This is a genomic window from Rhodobacter sp. P2_H5 (assembly GCF_056403335.1).
This window is the reverse complement of the sequence record NZ_JBFUFS010000002.1, coordinates 355093-370869: the sequence shown is the minus strand read 5'-3', so window position 1 is coordinate 370869 and position 15777 is coordinate 355093. Positions and strand designations below refer to the sequence as shown.

The window sequence follows — 15777 nt, the reverse complement described above, 5'->3', positions numbered from 1 at the left end:
TTCAGACTGAAGCTGCGGCCTGCGCCGGATGGCAGGCCAGATGATAGGGGGCCAAAGCGGCATCCACCGCCGCGATGAGCAGGTCTTGCGGGTCAAGCGGCGCATCGGCAAAGCGCGTGAGGGTCGGCAGATGCTGGCGCAACAGGGTCACCGGCAGGCGCTGGCCTGCCAGAGCCTGCGTCAGGCGGCTGACCGCCCGCTGCGCCTCCGGCCGGTTCCAGTAATAGCGGATCCGGTCGGAATAAGAGAAATGCCGCAGCACGCGCTGCTCCGCCGCCGTCCCCGGATAATGGCGCTGCCAGTCGCCGGGGTCGGACAGCATCAAGGCTTCCATCGCCGCCTTCAGCGGGCGGTCGCCATAATCGGGCAAAAGGTCACTCGCAATCAGGTCCAGCCCATAAAGCGCCTCACGCAGGACGAAGGTCAGCTCCGGCCCGACTTTCAGGATCGCAAAGCCATCCTCGACCAGCGCCCGCAGCGGGGTGGCACCCTGATAATCGGTCGAATGCGCTTCGAAAACGAAGGGCAGATCGGCGAGGATGCCGCTCAACGTGCCAGCGCGGCTGCGGTCATAGGGGATGACATTGGCATTGCCGAATTCCACCCCCGGCTGGACAACAAGGCCCGTGACGCGGGCGAAAGCGTCGGAGAGCCCGGCCTTGGCAAAGGTCTCACGGTGGATGGCGACGGTCTGCAGCGCCGCCGCGGGCGAGGTCGGCGCAATCTGCGACAGCAGGTGATCGGCACCGCCGGGGGGCGGAACCTCGGTGCCGATGATATAAAGCGGCGGCGGCAGACCGGCGCTCCGCGCGGCGGTTTCGGCGGCGGCGGCAAGACGGGCGGCGCGGGTCGCCGTGGTGGTATCGTCCAGCGCCTCAGGCTCGCCTTGGCAACCCATCGAGGCATCCAGATGCAGCTTGCCAAAACCCGCTGCGGCATAGGCACCGATCATCTCGACCGCCTTTGCCATCGCCTCTTCGGCAGGTTCTTTCCGCCAGGGGTTGGGGCCAAGATGGTCGCCACCCAGGATCAGAAGATGAGGCGGCAGCGCCTCCTCCCCGGCGATGCGGCGGACGAGCGCGGCAAAATCCGCAGGCCGCATCCCGGTATAGCCGCCCAGATGGTTGACCTGGTTGCAGGTCGCCTCGATCAGAACCGGCGTGCCATGTGCTGCCCCCCGGCGCAGGGCCGCACGCAAAACGACCGGATGGGCCGAACAGACCGAGGTGATGCCCAAAGGCAGACCCTTGCGGTGCGCTTCGGCCAGAGTTGTCAGCACCTGCATCACAATCCCCTCGGCGTGGCGGCAATGAAGACGTCAAGCTCGGCCCGGGTGCCTGCGCCCTCCATCGGGCCAAGCCGCGTCACATTGCGGGCGCCCGCGGCATTGGCATAGGTCAGCGCGGCCTCCGGCGTCATCCCCAGGCGGCGGCAGGCGACATAGGCGCCGCCGAAACAATCCCCGGCGCCGGTCGGATCAATCTCGCTCACCTTGAAAGCCGGCAGGTCAATCCGCGTGCCATCGGCTGCGAAATAGGTCGAACCTGCAGCACCGCGCTTCAGCACGATCTCGGAAACGCCGCGGGCAAAAAGGGCGGCAACAGCCTCCGCCTCGCCTTCGACCCCGGCGGTGAGGAAGAGTTCATCCCCCGAGGGCAGGAGCAGGTGGGCCTGCCCGACGACCATGGCCAGACGGTCCCGCATCTGGCCGCCCGACAGCAGTTCCTTGCGCAGGTTGGGATCCAGCGAGACGCTGCCGCCCCGCGCGCGCACGATCGGAATCGCTTCCTCCAACATGGACCAGAGGTGCGGGATGGCAAAGGCCGATCCCATCACATGCAGATGCCCGGCGCGCGCTAGCAAGCCCCGCGCCTGCGGCGTCAGGCTGACCAGACCGGCCGCAGATCTGGCAATGTTGAAAACGAAATCCCGTGCGCCATCCGGGCGATAGCGGACAAAGGCGCTGCCGGTCGGATAGTCGGGCAGAACCGCAACCGCAGAGACATCGGCCCCGTCCGCGCGCAGCCGGTTCAGGTTGACCCGGCCGAAGTCGTCGTCGCCCACCGCCGCGATGATGCCGGCGGACCCGCCGATGCGGGCGCATTGGTCGATGAAGATCGCGGGCGCGCCGCTGGGGAACGGGCCGATCAGCTGGATTGGTTCCAGAAACCCAAGCCCCGGTTCGGTGGCCATGACCTCGACCAGAATCTCACCGATCGTCACGGTCGGGCCCAAAGCGTCTGGGGCCAGAGCGTGGAGGTCCGGTGCGTCGGAGGTCAGACCGCGAGGGAGGTCGCTGCCGGACATGTTTTCCCCATCCTCTCCCGGGCCCGAGGCCCTATAACGCTGCGATGCAGAACAAATTGCTGCGGAAGCCAAGGAAATTGCCGCGCTTGCAAAGGTTCAGAATCCCCCAATCTCGTCAATATCGAGATGGTTTCCGGATTTCCACTGATATTTGTTCTTTACCGCAACATATCTGCTGGATTTTCCGCCTCGACCGGCGCTTCCGACGCGGTCAGCCGATCGCTTTCCAACGAAAGGAAGCGCTGGTGCAGCATGCAGGCCGCCCCGTAGGCCGCACCGGACTCCGGACCTTCGGCCACGGCGATCGCGGGCACCGTCGGATTGTCGTCGTGAAAGCTGCGCAGATGGGTCAGGACGCGGGCGGAGACCAGAGGATAAAGGGCCGCCACCGAACCGCCGAGCACAACCGTATCGGCATCAATGACGCGGCAGACCTGCGACAGGGCAAAGGCCAGCGCGCGGGCCCAATCCTCGGCGATCACCACGGCGCCCGGCTCACGGTCACGGACATCTTGCAACAGGTCGGCCAGGCCGGCCTGCGTGCGCCGGGTCAGGGCACGGTAGCGCTCCATCAGGCGGGAGAGGCCGATCTGCTCCTCCAGCGTGCCGGGCGAGTCGAGCCCCATTCGCAGATGGCCGATCTCGCCGGCAAGACCAGCCCCGCCGCGAAACAGGCGGCCATTGATCAGGATGCCACCGCCGACACCGTTTTCCATATTTACCAGCAAAGTCACACCACTACGCGCTACGTTGCGCCCATAGGTGGCGCCGATGGCGAAGGCGTTGGCGTCATTCTCTGCCATCACCGGCACGGCAATTGGCAGGGACTGCCGCGCCAGACCGGCCAGATCGACATCGCGCCAGCCCAGAAGCGGCGCCAGCCGGATCATCCCGGCGCGGTCCATTTGCGACGGCGTCGCGATGCCCAAGCCCGCGCAACGGCGCAGAGTCTCCGGCGGCATCGGCGCGAAAGCCAGATGCAGCGCCTGCGACAGCGCGGCTTCAACCCCCGCCGCCTTGCTGTCGAACGGCACTTGCAGCGCACGGGTGACCCGCGCGGCCAGGTCCAGTTCGACCACGGCGATGTGCTCCACGCCGATCTCGACACCTAGAAAACAGACCGCCTCGGGCACCAGTTCCAGCAGGATGCCCGGGCGCCCGGCACGGCCCGCGCTGCGCAGACCTTCCTCCTCGACCTCGCGCACCAGCCCCTCTTCCAGCAGATCAAGGATGATGTTGCCCGACGACGACCGGTTCATCCGCAGCTCACGCGCCAGATCGGCGCGGCTCAGCCGGGACTGCACCAGCAAGGCGCGCAGCACCGCCAATTCGTTGCGCTGGCGGATCCGTCCGGGTGTGGTGGCGATTTTGGTGAGGTCTGGCACTTCTTCCCCTTTTGGCGACAGATCTTGTAAATCAGCCTCTGTCGCCGCAGGCAACGCTCTTTTGCCTAGGGGCGGGCGTTGGTGGTACGGCGGCGCTGCGCTTCGGCGCGCTTCAGGTCGATGAAGGCCTTGGCGTGCTGCGCCAACGGCATCTGCTCGGTCCAGGTGTCGCGCCAGATCGCACAAGCCAGCGACAGACCCTCGTCCACCACCGCCGTCGAGAAGGATTCGAAGGTGATGTCGCGCGCATAATTGATATCCAGCAGCGCGTCGAAGATCAGGTCAAAGTTGATGGTGCCGTCGCCCAGATAGCCCCGGTTGCTTTCACCGATGTGGAAATAACCCAGCTTGTCGCCGGCCAGCCGCAGGGCGGCGGCGGGATTGGCCTCTTCAATATTCATGTGGAACGTGTCGAGATGCAGGCGCACGTGATCGGATCCGGTCTGGGCGATGAAATCCAACCCTTGCGCTGTGGTGTTCAACAGATTGGTTTCAAAACGATTTACCACCTCCAACACCAGATCGACGCCGGCGGCCTTGGCAATATCCGCCGTCTTGGCAATGGCCGCCACACTGTTCTTGCGGCCGCGGTCGGTGGGGGCGCGGTTGTATTTGGTATGGGCGGAGTAAAGAATACCGCCGAGCTTTGACCCACCGATGTCGCGCACCGCAGCCACGGCAGAGGCCAGCATCGCCTCACCCGCCCGGATGGCTTCGGGGTCTTCGGACGATATATCAGCCGAAAGCGGCAGGCCCATGGTCACGGCAATATCGACATCAAGCGATTGGGCGCGCCTGGCCAGCGCATCGAGGTTGAACTTCTCGGGGCGCAGATAGGCCAGTTCGATCAACCGATAGCCGCAGGCGGCGGAGTCTTCCATCGCCCGCTCCAACCCCTCCTGCGTAGTGCCCGCGGTCCAGACAAAGGAGTGAATTCCAAGCCGATTCATGATCTTCCCCGCCAGTTTTGATACATATGTTGTTTAAACATACAAATACAGAATCCCCTTCCCTGTCAAGTTCACTCTGCGGGCAGGACTGCCTCGGAATCAGGGGTTCCCCCGGGATAATTCTCCGATATTGGGCCAAAAGCGACAAACTGGGCGGGACTAAATCAGGGCAATTTTGAATCTACATTGACTTTTTCGTGATACCCCATAATTTGTTACTTCAAATAACATAATTGCTGACCCGCCACAGACAAGAATCGGGCAGGACGTGAGGGATGTTTTGGGCTGCGCAATCCGGGCAAAGACAGGCCGGATCGGATAGCCGGGCTTCAGGGGGGAATCATGAAAGCTAACCTGCGGATCGTCCCGGATTACGAGGTCATCCTCTGCCCGCCCACCGAAAGTTTCCGTTGGTTCACGCATGATTACCCGATCTCGCTGGCCAAATGGCACTACCATCCCGAGTATGAATTGCACCTGACCCGCTCGACCCAGGGCATCATGATGGTGGGCGATTATCTGGGGGATTTTGAGCCGGGCTGTCTGGTTCTGACCGGGCCCAATGTGCCGCACAACTGGGTCAGCAACATCACCCCCGGCGAGGTGGTGAAGAACCGTGACATGCTGATCCAGTTCACCGCGGAATGGGCTGAAAAGGTTGCCGGATTCTGCCCGGAGCTTGCCAGCCTGCGCACCCTTTTCGACGATGCGGCCTATGGCGTGCTGTTCGAGGGCGCCACCGCCCTCGCCGGGCAACGGCTTCTGGCCGAGATTGGCCGCGCACGCGGCGCCGACCGGGTGCTGTTGTTCCTGCGCCTGATGGAGGCGCTGGCCCGCAACCCGGCCGAGCGCCATCGCCTGTCGCGCCGCAACCCCGATGCGGTGGCCGACCTGCCGGCGGAGCTCGATTCCGCGATGCGGTTCATGATGGAAAACTATGCCGACGCGATCGACCTCGCCGCCGTGGCCGAACATTGCGGCCTGGCGCCTCAGGCCTTCTCGCGGCTGTTCAAGCGGCAGACCGGGCACACCTTTGCCCGCTACCTGATTCTGACCCGGGTCTACGCCGCCTGCACCCTGCTGACCCAAAGCCACCAATCGATCACGGAGATCTGTTTCGAGGTCGGCTTCAACAACATCGCCAACTTCAACCGCCAGTTCTTCAAGGTTTGCGGGCGCACGCCGTCCGAATACCGGCGCAGCGCGCAGAAGATCGGCACCGATGCCCGCATCGATCCCTTCCGCGAAACCCGCGATGGTTTGACCGGCGTCGCCGTCGCAGGCGGAAAAGTATAGGTCCTCTGCAAACTGCGCGTGGCGGGGTCAAACCGGCTCGCATAACCTCCTTGAACGCCGTCGGATCCAGGGCCTGAACCGGAAAGCCCCGACATCCGCATGGCGAAACCAGACTGCGACCGTGGGAGGAAACCAGCGGGCGGTGGGTCTGGGTTGCCTGCCCTTGGGACCCGCATGGCCCCTGGGCAAACGATAATCAATCAACATGCAAGGAGGAGTGGATGTTCTTGAATATGAAATTTCGTCTGACCGCCATGGCCGTGGCCCTGGCCACCTGTGCCCTGCCCGCCTATGCCGACTTCTGGTCGGATGCCGGTGCGAAATACAAGGGTGTGACCCTGCACGGCGTCACCGAAAGCTCGCCGCCGTCGATGTACATCAAGGATGTTCTGGCGCCGCAGTTCGAAAAGGCGACCGGCATCAAGGTCGAGATCGAGACGACCTCCTGGGACCAGATGTACGACAAGGCGATCAAGGACATGGAGGCCGGCACCGGCATCTATGACATGGTCTATATCGAGCAGGACATCATCTATGCCTACCTGCATCGCAACTTCCTGACCGACATCACCAAATCCCTGAAGGACAAGCCGGAGCTGAAGGCGCCGACCTATGACGACGCCAATTTCACCACCTTCGCCAACTACTTCAAGAATGCCGACGGCGATCTGATGGGCGTTCCGATGGAAGCCTTCATCAAGCTCTATCTCTACCGCAAGGATCTGTTCACTGATCCGGAGATCATGAAGGCCTTCAAGGAAAAGACCGGCCACGACCTGGCCCCGGCCACCACGCACGAACAATATACCGAGATTGCCGACTTCTTCACCCAGTGGGGCAAGGATCACAATATGGAGCTCTGGGGCTCCACCGCGCAGGCCCACACCGGCCATGCGGCATCCTGGTATGAATATTTCGAATCCGTGGCGCCGACCTTCGGCGTCTACAACTGGGGCATCGACGCCAACAACAACTATGGCGCCACGGTGGAACATGGCGGTCAGATGAACTCTGACAAGGCCAAGGCGGCGCTGAAGTGGTGGCTGCACCTGCGCGACATCGCAGCGCCGGAAAGCTCGGCCTCGACCTGGACCGAAGTTGCGACCACCTTTGCGGCGGGTCGTGCGGCACAGGGTCTGGTCTATGGCGAAAACGCCGCCTGGATCGAATCCGACACCTCCAAGTCCAAGGTCGTGGACAAGGTCGGCTTCGCCTTGCCGCCCCTGTCGGATGGCGTGATGGCCGATGCCGAAGCGGGCAAGGGCTATATCGGCTACTATGACGGCGGCGCTTTCGGCCTGCCGGTCAGCTCGAAGAACCAGGACGCGGCGCTCCTCTTCCTGGAATACATCGGCCAGAACGAGGTGCAGGCCGATTGGGCCGTCGCCGCACCGCGGATCACCAACACCGCGACCTATGACGACCCGAAAGTCGTCGCGATGGACAAGACTCTGGGCGGTTACTACACGATGCTGAAAGATCAGGGCAAATTGTTTGCGGGTGCGCCTCCCTACCCGTTCCATGCCCAGGTCCGCGAGGCGACCGCGCCGATCTTCTACCAGATCCTTCTGGGCGAAATCGACCCGGACACCGGGCTTGACCAGATGGCCGCCAAGGCCGAGGAAGAGCTGACCAACCTCGGGTATCGCAAGTAATCTGACCAGACAGTCGGGGGCCGCCGCCTGAGCAGCGGCGGCCCTCGCACCCCCGGCAAAGAGACATCGCAGGATGGGGCAACGCCCCCGCATGCAAAAGATCACCCAAAAGATCGCTGGCCGGAACGGAAGAAACAGACCTTCGGGGAGGTGGGACGATGCGTTCCAACAAGACTGGCTGGCTGATGCTGGCCCCAACTCTGCTGATCCTGGGCACCTTCGGCATCGTGCCCTTCATCTATGTGCTTTTCGTGTCCTTCCACCAGTGGAACCCCTTCGGGGCCAGCCATGAGATGGTGTACAACGGCGCCGCGAACTTCCGCCGTCTGGTGTTTGACAAGGAATTCCTGCTCTCGGTCGGCCTGACCCTGAAATTCGCCTTCTTTGCCGTCGGAAGCGAAGTGGTGCTGGGCTATTTCCTTGCACAGTTGCTGATGAAGGATTTCCCCGGCAAATCGGTGTTCCGCACCATTCACACCCTGCCGCTGATCGTGGCACCCATCGTGGTCGGCTCGGTCTGGCGGCTGATGACGACGCCTTCGATCGGGATCATCCCGCATTTCCTGCACAATTGGTTCGGCTATGACATGAACATCGGCCGCGATGCCAATGTGGCCTTCGTCCTGACCGTGATCATGGACCTGTGGCACTGGACGCCGCTCGTCACGTTGACCCTGCTGGCGGCCCTGCTCGCCCTGCCGAAAGATCCCTTCGAACAGGCGCAGATCGACGGCGCCAACCGGCGGCAGATCTTCTGGCACATCACATTGCCGATGATCCGCCCCGCCATCCTCGCCACCGTCTTCATCCGCATGATGGACGCCCTGCGCACCGTGGATGAGGTCTGGATGCTGACCGGCGGCGGCCCGGGGGCGGCCACCCGCTACCTTGGCCTGCACATCTGGAAGATCGTCTTTCCCAAAACCGACTACGGCTACGGCTCCGCCATCTCGGTCATCGTGCTCTACCTCACGCTGGTCATGTGCTGGATCCTCTACGTCGCCCTTGTCGCCCCCCGTCAGAAGAAGGTTGCCGAGCTATGACCGCTAAACGCCCCTGGCTGCAGCTTGTGATGTGGCTCGCCCTCAGCCTCTTGACCCTGTTCCCGATCTACTGGCTCTTCGTCATCTCGGTCAAACCGGCGGTGGACCTGTTCACCACGCCGAGCCTGCTGCTAGACACCGTCTACTGGACCAATTACGTCGAGGTTTTCCACGACGAGACGCTGCGGCGCTACATGCTGAACTCGGTCATCATCTCGACCGGGAACGCCTTCCTCGTGACCACGCTGGCCTTCTTCGCCTGCTATGCCCTGTCGCGCTATGACCTTGCGGGGAAAGAGAATATCTTCTTCTGGACCATCACCAACCGGATGGCCCCGGCGGCGGTCTTCCTGCTGCCCTTCTTCCTTCTCTTCACCCAGGTCTTCACCTGGGGGACATGGAAGCTTTACGACACCCATATCGGGATGATCCTACTATACTGCACCTTCAACCTGCCCTTCGCGATCTGGACCCTGCGCCCCACGATCGACGGCATCCCGAAGGAACTGGACGAGGCTGCGACCGTCGATGGCGCCTCGACCTGGCAGGTGATCCGTCAGGTGATGTGGCCGCTCGCCAAGCCCGGCCTTGCCGTGACGCTGATCCTGACCTGGGTCTTCGCCTGGAACGAGTTCCTGCTGGCCGCCACCCTCACCAGCTTCAACGCCCGCACCATCACCACCGGCCTGTCGGAATATGTGACCACCACCGGCACCGAATGGGGCAAGATGGCCTCGATCTCGATCATCACGCTGATCCCGGCGCTTGTGATCTTTGCCGTCGTGCAGCGCCATATCGTCGCCGGCCTGACCTTTGGCGCGGTGAAGGAGTAACGCCCCATGTCTGAATCGCCCGTATCTGAATCAATCGCGTCCGAGAACCGCAAACCCAAGCGCCAGGGCTTCCTGCCCATCGTCACCAACTGGTTCGACCGGCTCTTCATCGGCATCTACCTCTTCGTGGCGCTGGAGTTGTTCTGGCTGCGCTTCATCGAAGTCGCCATCCCCCTGATCTTCGCCCACATCCTCGCCCTGATCCTGGGCGTGTTGATCCTGTGGCGCGGCTAAACATTCCTTTGGAGGAACAACATGAAAGCTCTGGTTCTTGAGGAACGTCTGAGCCTGTCCCTGCGCGATTTCCCGATCGAACGGGAGGAGGCGATGGGCCCCCACGACGTCCGCATCAAGATGCACACGGTCGGCATCTGCGGCTCGGACGTGCATTACTATACCCATGGCGGCATCGGTGAATTCATCGTCCGCGCGCCGATGATCCTCGGCCACGAGGCTTCGGGCACCGTGATCGAAGCGGGGGCCGAGGTCAAAACCCTCAAAGTCGGCGACCGCGTCTGCATGGAGCCGGGGATTCCCGACCCGAACAGCCGCGCCACCCGCCTTGGCCTTTACAACATCGACCCCGCGGTGCGCTTCTGGGCCACCCCGCCGGTGCATGGCATCCTGCGCCCCACCGTGGTCCACCCTGAGGCTTTCACGTTCAAACTGCCCGACAATGTCTCCTTTGCCGAGGCCGCGATGGTCGAACCCCTGGCCGTCGGCGTCCATGCCGCGACCAAGGCGCAGATCAAGCCGGGCGATGTGGCGCTGGTTTCTGGTGCCGGTCCGATTGGCCTGGTCACCGCCTTGGCCGCTTTGGCCGCAGGCTGCGCCCGCGTCTATGTCACCGACATTGATGAAACCAAGCTGGCCATCGCCGCCAGCCTCTCCACCGCCATCACCGCGCTGAATGTCAAATCCGATCCCCACGCGCAGATGATGCGCGAGACCGAGGGTTGGGGCGTCGAGGTGGTCTTCGAATGTTCTGGCAACCCGCGCGCCGCGACCGGGGTGTTCGACTCCCTCGCCCCCGGCGGCCGCGTTGTCTATGTCGGGATTCCGGTCGATCCCTTCACCTATGACCTCGGCAAGGCCATGGTGCGCGAGGCGCGGGTCGAGCATATCTTCCGCTACGCCCATGTCTTCCCGCGCTGCGTGGGCCTGCTCTCCTCGGGCGCCATTGACGTCAAGCCCTTGATCACCCGCACTTTCGCCTTTGACGACAGCGTCAATGCCTTCGAGATCGCCGCTTCCGCGCCCAAGGGCGAAGTGAAGATGCAGATCGAACTCCCGCAATAAGGAACCGACCATGGCGCAAGTCACAATCACCGATGTCAAGAAAAGCTATGGCGAGGCGAAGGTCATCCACGGCGTCAACGTCGAGATTGCCGATGGCGAATTCGTCGTGCTGGTCGGCCCCTCAGGTTGCGGGAAGTCAACTCTGCTCAGGATGATCGCGGGGCTGGAGTCGATCTCGGGCGGCGAGATGCGGATCGGCTCGCGGGTGGTCAATGACGTGCCGCCCAAGGACCGCGACATCGCGATGGTGTTCCAGTCCTACGCGCTTTACCCGCACAAGACCGTGGCGGAAAACCTTGGCTTTTCCCTGATGATCAAGGGCGCGCCCAAGGCGGAAATCGCAACCAAGGTGGGCCGCGCGGCAGAAATCCTTGACCTGACCAAACTGCTCGACCGCTACCCCAAGCAATTGTCCGGCGGCCAGCGCCAGCGCGTCGCCATGGGCCGCGCCATCGTGCGCGATCCGCAGGTCTTTCTGTTCGACGAACCCTTGTCGAACCTCGACGCCAAACTGCGCGTCCAGATGCGGGTGGAGATCAAGGAACTGCACCGCCGCCTGAAGACCACGATCATCTATGTGACCCACGACCAGATCGAGGCGATGACCATGGCCGACAAGATCGTCGTGATGCGCGATGGCAGGGTGGAACAGATCGGCAAGCCTCTGGACCTTTACGACCGCCCGAACAACCTTTTCGTGGCGGGCTTCATCGGCAGCCCGGCGATGAACTTCCTGTCCGGCAAGATCGTCAACCGCGACGGCCGCCAGTTTGTCCGCACCGAGGCCGGCATCGACCTGCCGCTGGAGGGAACCAGCCACCAGGAAGGCCGCGCCGTGACCTATGGCGTGCGCCCCGAACATATCGCCATCGGCGAGGGCGGTCTGCCGGTCGATGTCTCGGTGCTGGAGCCGACCGGCTCGGAGACGCTGATCTTCGGTCGCCTCGGTGGCGTGCCGATCGACGCCGTGGTCCGCGACCGCATCGACGCCGAGCCGGGCCAGACCCTGCCCTTCCGCATCGACACCCGCCGCGTCCATGTCTTCGACCAGAAGACCGGCCAAAGAATCTGAGGAGCAAGCGATGGATTTCACAGGCAAAAAAGTGATCCTGACCGGCGCCGGCAAGGGCATCGGCCGGGTGACGGCAGAGATTCTGCTGGCCAGGGGCGCCCATGTCATCGCCCTGACCCGCAGCGCCGGAGATGTGGAGGAGTTGCGCGCCCTGGGCTGCACGGCGATTCAGGTCGACCTCGCCGATGCGGCGGCAACCCGCGCCGCAGCCAAAGAAGCCCTGCCCGCCGACCTTCTGATCAACTGCGCCGGCACCACTGAGCTGCAGCCCTTCCTTGACACCACGGTCGAGGCCTTTGATCATCTGATCGCTGTCAATACCCGCGCCCCGATGATCGTGGCGCAGGAATTTGCCCGTGACCTGATCGCGCGAGGCCAGAAGGGGGCGATCGTCAATGTCTCCTCGGTGGCCGCCTTTGTCGGCATCCCGGACCACGCCTCTTATTGCGCGTCGAAGGCTGGGCTGGATGGTCTGACCCGCGTGATGGCCAAGGAACTTGCGCCGCAGGGCATCAGGGTCAACGGCGTGCATCCGACCGTGACGCTGACCCCCATGGCCGTGAAGGCCTGGAGCGATCCGGCCAAGGCCGCCGGCATGATGAACCGCATCCCCGTAGGCCGCTTTGCCGAAAGCGCGGATGTGGCCGAGGTGGTCCTTTTCCTGCTGTCAGACGAGGCGGCCATGGTGAACGGCATCTCGATGCCGGTCGATGGCGGCTACATGATCGCCTGACGTCATGCGGTTCGCTGCACTTATCGCCTCACGGCCCAGCGCCCGGCGGATCTCCGTTCTGGCATCGTTTGCCTGGCCTTAGAAGCAAGGGCCTCCCTGCGGGGCCGCAAAGCCGCGCCGGAACTGAGCCTTGGAGGAACCAATAGCCTGTCGGGACAACCGGCAGGCTGGTTTCGCAGATCTTTGGCCCTCAGAAATTCTGCCATTTCGGGCTTCGACCCGCCCCGGCCGCTTTGGCGGGTTGAAGGTCCTGCAGGATGGAAAACTCACCTGCTTCCGGAGCAGCCACCGCCGTCCCCTGCCGGCCGCGCGGATCAGCGGCGGGTGCTTTGCGGCCAGGCTGCGCGGCCTTGCGCGGAACCTTGAACATCGAAACGATCTCGGCAAGTCCGGACGCGTCCGTGCGCAGGGACAGGCTGGCCGCCGTGGTTTCCTCCACCATCGCGGCATTTTGCTGGGTCACCTGATCAAGCTGCGTCACACCCAGGTTGATCTCGTCCAGCCCGGTGGATTGTTCGCTGGCAGCCGCGGCGATGTTGGAGACGAGCGAGGAGATTCCGATGACCGAGCCCAGCATGTTGTGCAGCGCGTCGCCGGCCTTGCCAACCTGATCGACCCCGCGGCTGACTTGCCGGGCAGAGTCGCCGATCAGTTTCTTGATCTCCTTCGCGGCCTCGGACGACCGTTGCGCCAGCGCCCGCACTTCGGAGGCAACGACGGCAAAGCCCCGGCCCGCATCGCCGGCGCGCGCGGCCTCCACGCCGGCATTCAGCGCCAGAAGGTTGGTCTGAAACGCGATATCGTCGATCGAGCCGATGATCTGCGAAATCTGCTGCGATGAGGTTTCGATCTCGGACATGGCCGACACCGCGGCTTCCACCACGAGCTTGCTTTCCTCGGCCTTGCATTGCGCGTCACGCACGATGCTTTCGACTTCGCGCGCCCCATCGGCGGCCAGCTTGACCGAACTGGTCAGCTCATCCAGCGCAGCCGCCGTTTGTTCCAGCGCCGCGGCCTGGTTTTCGGTGCGGCGGGACAAATCCTCGGACGCGCCGCTGATCTCGGTCGAGCGGGCGTGAATGCTTTGCGAGGAATCGATCACCTGGATGATGGTCCCCGACAGGGTTTCCAGCGCGGCGTTGAAATCGCGGCGCAGCGGCTCATAGTCCGGCGCAAATTCCGCCACGATCGGCTGGGTCAGATTGCCGGACGACAGATCCTTCAACCCGCCGCCGAGGGATTTCACCACCTGCCCCAGGGCCATGCGCTCGGCGGTCTGGGCTTCGGCGACACTCGTCGCGTCTTGCTGAGCGGTCCGCGCCTCGCGCACCAGGGCGTCGGAAGAAGCGAACAACTGGCCCAGCACAGTGGAAAGCCAGATCAGGGGCACGGCCTCCACCACGAGGACGAAGGCATGCAGCATCACCCGCCCAACCGAGGCCTCCCCCGGGAAGATCGCTTCGGTGAAGGTGAAATTCAGCACCAGATGATGAACGGCGATCACAGCCGCATAGGTCACGATGGGGCGCCAGTCGCAAAAGACCGCCGTCAGCGCAAAGGCGGCAAAGAAGATCATGTGGCTGTCGGCCTGCCAGGCATGGCCGCGCAGCAGATAGACGATCGCCGAAACCGCAACGGCAAGCCCGGCCGCCGCAGACATCTGCACCGAAAGCGCCGCACCGTGACGCCGCACCTGCAGGGTGACAAGGCCGGCAATGACGGCCAGCAAGGCCGCACAGCTCAAACCGTCCTCGTTCAGGACATAGCCCAGGGCAGCCAGCAATGGCACATGGGCCCAGAGCAGGATGACGGCATATGAAAGCGCGCGTGTCCGCAGATCGCCAATTGTCACGATCATGTCAAATCCTTGCCTTTGAGGTTCCGCACAAGCTGGTGCCGGTTGCATCGAACAGCCACAGTCCCTGACGCCGCAGCCGCACCAGGGCGCCGGGGTCGCCCCCGGTGTCGAGGATAATGACATGCCGCTGCCAATGCATGGCGATGATCGCGAGCCCGGTCGCGGCCGCGCGGCTCAGCCCGTCCACCTGCCAGGGCGGGATCAGGACGGCGATTTGACGTGACTGCGCATTTGGCCCGAAGGTCAAACCGGTCAGAGTGGCCATTCCCAAAACGGCAATGATGAGCGGGCCGGAATAGACGGACATGGGCGGGTTCCTTCTTCCGCCCCAGCTTTACGGCAAAAGATTGAACGTAGCTTTAACGGGCGCCGGCCATGCCCCCCCGTGTGACGCCTTGCGAGGCGCGCCGCAGGTCGGCCCCGTCAGGGCTGCTGCGCACCGGTGGTGGTGACATAGATCGCGTAAAGCGAGGATGTGGCGGTGATGAACAGCCGGTTGCGACGCGGCCCGCCGAAGGTCAGGTTGGCGACGGTCTCGGGCACCAGGATCTTGCCCAATCGGTGGCCGTCCGGGGCAAAGCAGTGCACGCCATCCGCGGCCGAGGACCACAGGTTGCCGGCAAGATCGCTGCGGATGCCGTCGGGGATGCCCGCGTCGATCACGGCAAATTCGCGGTCCCTGGTCAGTTTGCCCTCGTCCAAGTCAAAGGCTCGGATGTGCCGGGGTTTGCTGCCGTCATGGCTCGCCCCGGAATCCGCGATATAAAGCACCCGCTCATCCGGCGAGAACGCAAGCCCGTTGGGTTGGCAGAAATCATCCGCCACGAGGGTGATGTCGCCCGTGGTGCCATCCACCCGGTAGACGCCGTGGACGGGCTGCTCGGGCGCGCCGCGATACCCCTCGTAGTCGGAGAGAATGCCGTAGGTCGGATCGGTGAACCAGATGCTGCCATCCGAATGCACCACCACATCATTGGGCGAATTCAGGCGCTTGCCCTGAAAGCTGTCCGCCAGGACGGTGAGGCTGCCGTTCGCCTCGGTCCGGGTCACGCGGCGCAATCCGTGCTCGCAGGTGACCAGGCGGCCCTGCCGGTCGCGCGTCTGGCCGTTGGAGAAATTCGAGGGCTGGCGGAAGGTGGTCACGCTGCCGCCCCCCGCGCTGTCGGCGGCCCAGCGCAGGATGCGCTGGTTGGGAATATCGCTCCACAACAGGCACTGCATGTCGTCGAACCAGACCGGGCCTTCCGCCCAGCGGCACCCGGTATGAAGCACCTCCAGCGCCGCGGAGCCCACGATGAGGCGCGAAAATTCCGGGTCGTCGATCTGAAACAGCGGGGCAGTCATGG

General features: G+C 63.6%; 15 protein-coding genes. 8 read left to right on the top strand and 7 right to left on the bottom strand.

What is annotated here, in order from left to right; translation table 11 throughout:
- Position 1 precedes the first annotated feature (1 nt).
- The 4 genes from AC1DVR_RS03920 to AC1DVR_RS03905 form a co-directional block, all read right to left on the bottom strand.
- Positions 2-1285 (bottom strand): class II D-tagatose-bisphosphate aldolase non-catalytic subunit, encoded by a 1284-nt coding sequence (locus tag AC1DVR_RS03920; protein WP_477999217.1) that lies wholly within the window; start codon positions 1283-1285, stop codon positions 2-4.
- The gene (locus tag AC1DVR_RS03915; RefSeq protein WP_477999216.1) at positions 1285-2307 is read right to left on the bottom strand and encodes a tagatose kinase; all 1023 of its coding nucleotides are present in this window, start codon (positions 2305-2307) and stop codon (positions 1285-1287) included. The genes AC1DVR_RS03920 and AC1DVR_RS03915 overlap by 1 nt, the downstream gene beginning before the upstream one ends.
- A gap of 158 nt (positions 2308-2465) precedes the next feature.
- Positions 2466-3692, bottom strand: coding sequence for an ROK family protein (locus AC1DVR_RS03910; RefSeq protein WP_477999215.1), 1227 nt, complete (start codon positions 3690-3692; stop codon positions 2466-2468).
- A 65-nt stretch (positions 3693-3757) separates the two neighbouring features.
- Positions 3758-4642 carry a sugar phosphate isomerase/epimerase family protein gene (locus AC1DVR_RS03905; protein WP_477999214.1) on the bottom strand — a complete coding sequence of 295 codons (885 nt, stop codon included), beginning with the start codon at positions 4640-4642 and terminating at the stop codon, positions 3758-3760.
- Positions 4643-4984: 342 nt separating this feature from the next.
- Between AC1DVR_RS03905 and AC1DVR_RS03900 the strand changes: the two genes are divergently transcribed.
- The 8 genes from AC1DVR_RS03900 (at position 4985) to AC1DVR_RS03865 (ending at position 12573) form a co-directional block, all read left to right on the top strand.
- The gene (locus tag AC1DVR_RS03900) at positions 4985-5938 is read left to right on the top strand and encodes a helix-turn-helix domain-containing protein (RefSeq protein WP_477999213.1); all 954 of its coding nucleotides are present in this window, start codon (positions 4985-4987) and stop codon (positions 5936-5938) included.
- A 221-nt stretch (positions 5939-6159) separates the two neighbouring features.
- Positions 6160-7593, top strand: coding sequence for an ABC transporter substrate-binding protein (locus AC1DVR_RS03895; protein ID WP_477999212.1), 1434 nt, complete (start codon positions 6160-6162; stop codon positions 7591-7593).
- A 158-nt stretch (positions 7594-7751) separates the two neighbouring features.
- Positions 7752-8636: a carbohydrate ABC transporter permease gene (locus AC1DVR_RS03890; protein WP_477999211.1), complete on the top strand. Its 885-nt coding sequence runs from the start codon at positions 7752-7754 to the stop codon at positions 8634-8636.
- A complete protein-coding gene (locus AC1DVR_RS03885) occupies positions 8633-9469 on the top strand; it encodes a carbohydrate ABC transporter permease (protein WP_477999210.1) in 837 nt (278 codons plus the stop codon). Before AC1DVR_RS03890 ends, AC1DVR_RS03885 begins: the two co-directional genes overlap by 4 nt.
- A 6-nt stretch (positions 9470-9475) precedes the next feature.
- Complete coding sequence (locus AC1DVR_RS03880) at positions 9476-9703, top strand: DUF2160 family membrane protein (protein WP_477999209.1); 228 nt, start codon at positions 9476-9478, stop codon at positions 9701-9703.
- 21 nt (positions 9704-9724) lie between these two features.
- Entirely contained in the window at positions 9725-10768 is a 1044-nt protein-coding gene (locus tag AC1DVR_RS03875; RefSeq protein ID WP_477999208.1) for an NAD(P)-dependent alcohol dehydrogenase, read from the top strand.
- A 10-nt stretch (positions 10769-10778) separates the two neighbouring features.
- Positions 10779-11840, top strand: a complete 1062-nt coding sequence (locus AC1DVR_RS03870; RefSeq protein WP_477999207.1) for an ABC transporter ATP-binding protein — start codon at positions 10779-10781, stop codon at positions 11838-11840.
- A gap of 10 nt (positions 11841-11850) precedes the next feature.
- Positions 11851-12573 carry an SDR family oxidoreductase gene (locus AC1DVR_RS03865; protein WP_477999206.1) on the top strand — a complete coding sequence of 241 codons (723 nt, stop codon included), beginning with the start codon at positions 11851-11853 and terminating at the stop codon, positions 12571-12573.
- Positions 12574-12763: 190 nt separating this feature from the next.
- Here the strand turns inward: AC1DVR_RS03865 and AC1DVR_RS03860 are convergent, their stop codons facing one another.
- From AC1DVR_RS03860 to AC1DVR_RS03850, 3 genes are all read right to left on the bottom strand, one after another.
- On the bottom strand, positions 12764-14431 hold the full coding sequence (locus AC1DVR_RS03860; RefSeq protein WP_477999205.1) for a methyl-accepting chemotaxis protein: 1668 nt from the start codon (positions 14429-14431) through the stop codon (positions 12764-12766).
- Position 14432: 1 nt separating this feature from the next.
- Positions 14433-14738 (bottom strand): hypothetical protein, encoded by a 306-nt coding sequence (locus tag AC1DVR_RS03855; protein ID WP_477999204.1) that lies wholly within the window; start codon positions 14736-14738, stop codon positions 14433-14435.
- A 116-nt stretch (positions 14739-14854) separates the two neighbouring features.
- Complete coding sequence (locus AC1DVR_RS03850; protein WP_477999203.1) at positions 14855-15775, bottom strand: SMP-30/gluconolactonase/LRE family protein; 921 nt, start codon at positions 15773-15775, stop codon at positions 14855-14857.
- Positions 15776-15777 lie beyond the last annotated feature (2 nt).

Coding starts and splice junctions, on each gene's coding strand:
- AC1DVR_RS03860 (WP_477999205.1), bottom strand. CDS start 14,431: ATGATCGTGACAATTGGCGATCTGCGGACACGCGCGCTTTCATATGCC.
- AC1DVR_RS03895 (WP_477999212.1), top strand. CDS start 6,160: ATGTTCTTGAATATGAAATTTCGTCTGACCGCCATGGCCGTGGCCCTG.
- AC1DVR_RS03865 (WP_477999206.1), top strand. CDS start 11,851: ATGGATTTCACAGGCAAAAAAGTGATCCTGACCGGCGCCGGCAAGGGC.
- AC1DVR_RS03850 (WP_477999203.1), bottom strand. CDS start 15,775: ATGACTGCCCCGCTGTTTCAGATCGACGACCCGGAATTTTCGCGCCTC.
- AC1DVR_RS03915 (WP_477999216.1), bottom strand. CDS start 2,307: ATGTCCGGCAGCGACCTCCCTCGCGGTCTGACCTCCGACGCACCGGAC.
- AC1DVR_RS03890 (WP_477999211.1), top strand. CDS start 7,752: ATGCGTTCCAACAAGACTGGCTGGCTGATGCTGGCCCCAACTCTGCTG.
- AC1DVR_RS03870 (WP_477999207.1), top strand. CDS start 10,779: ATGGCGCAAGTCACAATCACCGATGTCAAGAAAAGCTATGGCGAGGCG.
- AC1DVR_RS03885 (WP_477999210.1), top strand. CDS start 8,633: ATGACCGCTAAACGCCCCTGGCTGCAGCTTGTGATGTGGCTCGCCCTC.
- AC1DVR_RS03855 (WP_477999204.1), bottom strand. CDS start 14,738: ATGTCCGTCTATTCCGGCCCGCTCATCATTGCCGTTTTGGGAATGGCC.
- AC1DVR_RS03905 (WP_477999214.1), bottom strand. CDS start 4,642: ATGAATCGGCTTGGAATTCACTCCTTTGTCTGGACCGCGGGCACTACG.
- AC1DVR_RS03880 (WP_477999209.1), top strand. CDS start 9,476: ATGTCTGAATCGCCCGTATCTGAATCAATCGCGTCCGAGAACCGCAAA.
- AC1DVR_RS03920 (WP_477999217.1), bottom strand. CDS start 1,285: ATGCAGGTGCTGACAACTCTGGCCGAAGCGCACCGCAAGGGTCTGCCT.
- AC1DVR_RS03875 (WP_477999208.1), top strand. CDS start 9,725: ATGAAAGCTCTGGTTCTTGAGGAACGTCTGAGCCTGTCCCTGCGCGAT.
- AC1DVR_RS03900 (WP_477999213.1), top strand. CDS start 4,985: ATGAAAGCTAACCTGCGGATCGTCCCGGATTACGAGGTCATCCTCTGC.